Below are 6,143 nucleotides of genomic sequence, written 5' to 3'. Positions count from 1 at the left end.
CTCTCCCCTTTTTTAAAAATGAATGAGCTGCGTCTTATTAAGTATTGCCTTTTTCACTGAATTACAGAAGTTTATTTTCATGGTAGTTTAAGTACGTTTCTTCACAAACATAACTCATAAAACTAAGCGCAACAAAAAAATTATCTGTGTAACATTATAAAAATAGCACCAACAATTAGACTCACTCCTGATAAAAATAAGAAAATTCTTCTAATAATAGAGGGGAAAATCTTATAAATAATCATTATAAATAAATCACCAAAATCCGTTGGTATACCAGAACCGAATTGTTTAATATCCTTTTTTTTACCGAAAATAGACATCCATATAGTGAATATTCCCAGTATTATCATAAATATCGAAAATAAAACTAACCCCATTTTTTCGTTCTCATTCCCCTTCATAAAAATAAATAACTTCACTTGTCTAATGTTAATAATAGCTTTACTTTATCATAAAACCCTAGATTATTTGTTGCCTAATTATCACATAATCCCCCTTATAGGTACTGAAAAAAGGATTTTCCGGTCGAAGATCCTTTTAGGTGCTTGTTTAATTAAAGCACCCGATTGTTGAAGATTTTTATACTTACCTTGCTACAAATACTTTTCTATAAACTAAAAATGATTTAAGGTCTATACTTTTTTGCTTATGCTATCTCTTATAATTTGTAATTATATAAGTCGAAAACTGACATAATAATTTGTATTACAATATTTATTTAACATTAAAAGATTAAAATTTTTTTATATCTAAATATATTCTCCTCTTGTTTATATTTATTTAATTTGCTAATATAACTGACGAACGTTCGTAAAATCCGAGGTGATATTAGTGAAAAGTAATGAAATTAAAGAGGCTGCTCTAAAATATTTTACGATTCATGGTTATGAAGGAGCATCCCTTGCTCAAATAGCTGAAGAAGTCGGCATGAAAAAGCAATCCATTTACGCCCATTTTAAAGGAAAGGATGATCTTTTTCTGCAAGTTTTACGTGATGCGAAAGAGACAGAGCTATCTTCAAAACTCCAATATTTCAGTAAAGTTGATTCAAATAATCCTGAAAAAGATTTGTACGGATTTCTACATTTGGTCATCGATCTTTTCCAAAAAAATGAGCAGTTAAAGTTTTGGCTGCGTATGTCTTTTTTTCCGCCATCCCATCTTGAAAAAGTAATCGAACAGGAAGTCATAGATATCGAGGAAAAGATGCAGGCGATACTGGAAAGTAAATTTCAGGATTGGATCAATGCAAAATTAATTATTGGAGATGCAGCAATAACGCCGACCTTTGCATTCTTAGGAATAGTCGATTCCATTTTGTTGGAGCTTGTATACGGCAATGATGAGAAACGGCTGCAGGCAAAATTAGCAGCCTCTTGGACAGTATTTTGGAGAGGTATCTCACATCAATGATACATATAGAAAGAGGAGATAATACATGATGAAACCAATTAAAGAACAAAAGACTTTATTAATTATTCTTCTAAGCAATATATTCATTGCATTTCTAGGAATTGGACTCATCATCCCCGTTATGCCGTCTTTTATGAATAGCATGCATTTATCAGGAAGTACGATGGGCTATCTTGTTGCTGTATTTGCGGTAGCACAACTGCTTATGTCACCATTCGCAGGTCGCTTTGTTGACCGTTATGGCAGAAAGAAAATCATCATCATCGGCTTATTCCTTTTTGGTATTTCAGAACTTATCTTTGGTTTAGGGACGAACGTATCAGTGTTTTATCTATCAAGGATCCTAGGGGGAATTAGTGCCGCCTTTATTATGCCAGGTGTTTCTGCATATGTTGCAGATATTACATCAGTTCAGGAACGGCCAAAAGCGATGGGCTATCTTTCTGCCGCCATTAGCACTGGCTTTATTATAGGACCTGGTATCGGTGGCTTTATTGCAGAATATGGTATACGCTTGCCCTTCTTCTTTGCGGCCGCCATTGCTTTTTTAGCATGCATTTCATCAATATTTATTTTAAAAGAGCCGCTTACAAAGGAACAGCTTGCAGAAATTTCTGCTAATACAAAGCAAACAAACTTTATTGGCGATTTAAAAAGATCACTAAATCCGCTTTACTTTATTGCATTTATCATTGTATTTGTACTCGCTTTCGGTTTATCAGCATATGAAACTGTTTTTAGCCTATTTTCGGATCATAAATTCGGCTTCACGCCGAAGGACATTGCAGTTATTATTACAATAAGCTCAATATTCGGCGTTGTTGTGCAAGTATTTATGTTTGGAAAAATGGTAGATCTACTCGGTGAAAAGAAACTAATCCAATTATGTTTAATTATAGGTGCAATATTAGCGATCGCGTCCACCGTGATCTCTAGCTTTTTGGCAGTGTTGGCGGTAGCTTGCTTCATCTTCCTTGCATTTGACTTGCTTCGACCGGCATTAACAACATATTTATCAAAAAATGCCGGGAAAGAACAAGGATTTGTTGCTGGAATGAACTCTACTTATACGAGTTTAGGTACTATCGTCGGGCCAGCCATGGGCGGAATACTATTTGACGTAAACATCCACTATCCATATCTTTTCGCTGCCGTAATTATGGTCATTGGCCTCGGTATTACAGTCATGTGGAAAGAAAACCAATTGACAGAAAGCTTAGTGCAATAATTAGAAAGACACGAGGCGCCTGTGGAACAATAAAAGGCCCAGATTGAACAATGTTTCTAAGGTTCGTATGCATACTCTATACAAATCTAGTTAACATAAAGTAAATTATAGGAAATGAAAAGAGGATGAGTATTTAAAAAGTACTCATCCTCTTTTTATTGCCATAAAATCCAATCTCGGAAGTTAAAACTTCAGATCGAATTTATCTCTATAGATTCCCTAATAGCTTCAATTCCGTTGAAAGTACAGTTGTGTAGTGATCTGCGTAGTCTTTGTATCCTTCCACATCAATTTGTTCAACAGTTATAGGATTATCCTCAAAAAAAGTTTTTAATTGTAAATAATCAGCTAATGGGAATTCATGTCCCCAGCTCTGACGATAACCCACGATACCGTGATGTCGTAGCAATTTAGTAGTTACGGATAATATTATTTTCACAAAATCTTTAAATAAAACGGTTTCCTGGAGTAATAATTCTTGTTTATCTCCAAACTCATCTCCATATTCAATTTGAACCAACAATTGATCCTGATCAACTTTCTTTACTGTCCAGTAAGTTCCATTGGGTTCTTCTTCCCAATACATAGGGTTTGGATTAATGTCTTGATCGTCCGTTATAAGTTGTTTTAGTCGTTCTATCAACTCACTTATACCAGCACTTAAATAACTACAGACAAACTCACATTTCTTTTCATTAATCTCAATATAGCCACTTGCCCAGCCTTGACCGTGTAATTCGTATACAAATTCCATATATGGCCCCCATATAAGTGATAATGAGCAGAGGTAATGCCCTATTTTCTAAGAATCTTATCATAAAAAAACAATGTATAATTTATACAGTAAATTTTCGGAACTTCCGAACTATAAAACCCCTTGGCGCTCAAGGGGTTCCGAATGGTCCATTTTTATCGTTTATACATGATATATACAGTGTTGATGAATCAACATTTTCAGCTTCTGAAGAAGCATAGTAGCTGCATAAAAAAGGGGGGGATGAAAATTCATCTTTCACTAAAGCTACCCAATAGTTTAAGTGTAATCTTTCACTGATACTAAATCCTACAATAACTTTTAATTTACTATCTCCCAGAACCAATTATCTTTCATAGTATAAATATTGTTAAATATACCAATTGCCCTAATAGTTTCTGTCTCTCCTTTTTTACTATCGGTTATACCAATACTTCTTTCAACCGACATAAAAATACCTGCATTTCTATAATGTTGTCCAATATTCAACACTTCAATATTATCTTTTTGACATACTCCATAATCATTACATTTATAACCGTAATTATCATAAATCCAATCCTCGAGGTGATTCTTTGAAGGAGTTGAAATAACCATAACAATCAACAATACAAAGAAACTGCTAATTAAAACTTTAAGTGTTTTTTTAATTTTACTTTTGATTTTCATTATTTTTCTTTTTCTCACTTTCTTATATATATCTTATTCAACTTTTGCAATACAAGGTTGGTGTAATATTCCAATTAATTACTCTACCAAGAAATAAAAGACAAAACCAATTTAATGTTTGTCCAGTTTTTTTTCTGAATGTATGATTTTGCATATTTTTGTACATTGAAAAGACCACCAGATTTGTGGTCGCGCTGTTTAATTAAAGCACCCGTTTGTTTAAGTATAATTCCTCACAATGCCTCTTTGTATTGAACAACATATGGCGTGAACAAACAACCAACAATTAATATAAGAATTCCTATACCAATGGTCATAAAAACGTTATTGAAAGGAGAAAGGAAGTTAGTAAATATCAATATTGGTAAAGTAGTCAGGGCTCCAAATGTAAATCTACCAAAAATGGTTATCTTATGTTTAGTACCACAGTTGTCACATTTAATTGGTTTATATGTCCACCAAAACGATTTAAAGATTTTACTCCAGCTAAATTGCGAGTTGCAGTTTTCACATTTTTTCAAACTAACCCTCCTTAAAATTTGATTTTGCTAAGCGATTAAACCTTAATATACAATTCCATTTTAACATTTATATTCCATTCAATATTTTCCAATTTCATTGAATTAACCTGTTTTCCGAATCTATGATTTTGTATATTCTCGTACATTCATTACATTATGAACGCCAAGCTAAAACCCCCACTCAATTAATTGAATGGGGGTTTTTATTAGTTCACCTACTAGATCAAAGTCAAAAAACGCAAACTTGATATTCCTTTACTTTTCTAAGGGAATTTTAAGGTTCTTCTTCTTTTTCTTTAAACTCGAGAGGTTATGATAACAATACAAACAACACAAGGAGGTTATCAAGCATGAACTTGATACCAATGCTATTAACAGGTGCTTTAATCGCGGGTGGTCTAGGAGCTCATACACTGCTTGATAACCAACCGGTAACTGAACAAACAAATGCACCCTCACTAACAATTAATGAATTACAAGCAAAGACTATTGCCTTAGACACATCAAAAGGCGGTCTAGTAACGAATACTCAAACCGTTGAAAATTATGGAAGTAAAACATACAAGATTTCTATTGTAAATCAAAATACAGAATACACAGTGGATATTGATGCATCAACAGGAGATGCTTTGATCGTTAATCAACAGATGAAAGAGTGAAGTAACCACGGTATAGACGATTTAAAACCATTTATGGAAAAGTTCAATGAGTAATTATCTTAGGAGGTTTTTATAATGATTAAAGATTTTAACATAAAACTATTGTTTGAAGGTCAAGTTCATGAACGTCATCAGTTTTCGTTAACCTTTGAAGGCGATATTTATCAAGGGATTTTCCACGATGGAGAAATTCAGTGGTTTCATCCTCAACCTAAACATAATCTTGGTGAAGATGACCTTCAAAACTTGGAATCGAAAGTGTATGACTTCATGACAAACCACGTATATCAAGATTTTAAAGTCAAACCATTGTTCGAAGATCAAGTTCATGAACGTCATCAATTTACGCTAACCTTTGAAGGGGATAATTATCAAGGGATTTTCCATGATGAAGAAATTCAATGGTTTCATCCTCAACCCCAAAATAACCTTGAAGGAGACGACCTTCAAGATTTGGAATCGAAAGTGTATGACTTGATGGCTAACTACGTATATCAAGATTTTAAAGGCAAATCATTGTTTGAAAATCAAGTTCCTGAATGTCATCAATAGACTAAATATATAAGAGGTGGGTATCTAAATGATGCCTACCTTTTTTGTTCCTAAAACATCCAGGGGGGTCTCTATTAGTTCTACATACTTCTTTTACTATTCTAAAGGTTCTAAAAACGCCATAAGCCAAGGTGGTTAACGTCTTCATTGTTATTGTTTATTCATGATTTTATATATCACTTCTGAAGAAACCTCTCAACTGCATAAAAAATGCTAGTTTTAAACAAATAAAAAAGGACATGTCATCTAAGCCCTCTCCCTGGTATCGGCCCCACCTACGCCAGATACTATGACGGCCACACATGCCATCCAACCCATTATCATTATAATAGAAAGCGCTTACA

7 protein-coding genes are annotated in these 6,143 nt (G+C 33.6%); 4 read left to right on the top strand and 3 right to left on the bottom strand.

Annotation, left to right across the window (positions count from 1 at the left end):
- The first annotated feature begins 834 nt into the window (after nucleotides 1-834).
- A complete protein-coding gene (locus HNP81_RS23385; RefSeq protein ID WP_182504160.1) occupies nucleotides 835-1,416 on the top strand; it encodes a TetR/AcrR family transcriptional regulator in 582 nt (193 codons plus the stop codon).
- Between the two features lie 25 nt (nucleotides 1,417-1,441).
- Nucleotides 1,442-2,644: an MFS transporter gene (locus HNP81_RS23380; RefSeq protein WP_182504159.1), complete on the top strand. Its 1,203-nt coding sequence runs from the start codon at nucleotides 1,442-1,444 to the stop codon at nucleotides 2,642-2,644.
- Nucleotides 2,645-2,852: 208 nt separating this feature from the next.
- On the opposite strand, the gene HNP81_RS23375 is transcribed toward HNP81_RS23380, so the two are convergent.
- The 3 genes from HNP81_RS23375 to HNP81_RS24860 form a co-directional block, all read right to left on the bottom strand.
- Nucleotides 2,853-3,398 carry a hypothetical protein gene (locus HNP81_RS23375; RefSeq protein ID WP_182504158.1) on the bottom strand — a complete coding sequence of 182 codons (546 nt, stop codon included), beginning with the start codon at nucleotides 3,396-3,398 and terminating at the stop codon, nucleotides 2,853-2,855.
- A 321-nt stretch (nucleotides 3,399-3,719) separates the two neighbouring features.
- A complete protein-coding gene (locus HNP81_RS23370) occupies nucleotides 3,720-4,067 on the bottom strand; it encodes a hypothetical protein (RefSeq protein WP_182504157.1) in 348 nt (115 codons plus the stop codon).
- Between the two features lie 233 nt (nucleotides 4,068-4,300).
- Entirely contained in the window at nucleotides 4,301-4,588 is a 288-nt protein-coding gene (locus HNP81_RS24860; protein WP_182504156.1) for a TIGR04104 family putative zinc finger protein, read from the bottom strand.
- A 350-nt stretch (nucleotides 4,589-4,938) separates the two neighbouring features.
- Between HNP81_RS24860 and HNP81_RS23360 the strand changes: the two genes are divergently transcribed.
- Together HNP81_RS23360 and HNP81_RS23355 are read left to right on the top strand one after the other, a co-directional pair.
- Nucleotides 4,939-5,247: a PepSY domain-containing protein gene (locus HNP81_RS23360; RefSeq protein ID WP_182504155.1), complete on the top strand. Its 309-nt coding sequence runs from the start codon at nucleotides 4,939-4,941 to the stop codon at nucleotides 5,245-5,247.
- A 75-nt stretch (nucleotides 5,248-5,322) separates the two neighbouring features.
- The gene (locus HNP81_RS23355; protein WP_182504154.1) at nucleotides 5,323-5,799 is read left to right on the top strand and encodes a DUF5342 family protein; all 477 of its coding nucleotides are present in this window, start codon (nucleotides 5,323-5,325) and stop codon (nucleotides 5,797-5,799) included.
- Nucleotides 5,800-6,143 lie beyond the last annotated feature (344 nt).

It is taken from the genome of Peribacillus huizhouensis, from assembly GCF_014138605.1.
Classification (GTDB): domain Bacteria; phylum Bacillota; class Bacilli; order Bacillales; family DSM-1321; genus Peribacillus; species Peribacillus huizhouensis.
The sequence above is the reverse complement of the archived record's forward strand: the minus strand, read 5'-3'. Positions and strand labels throughout refer to the sequence as shown.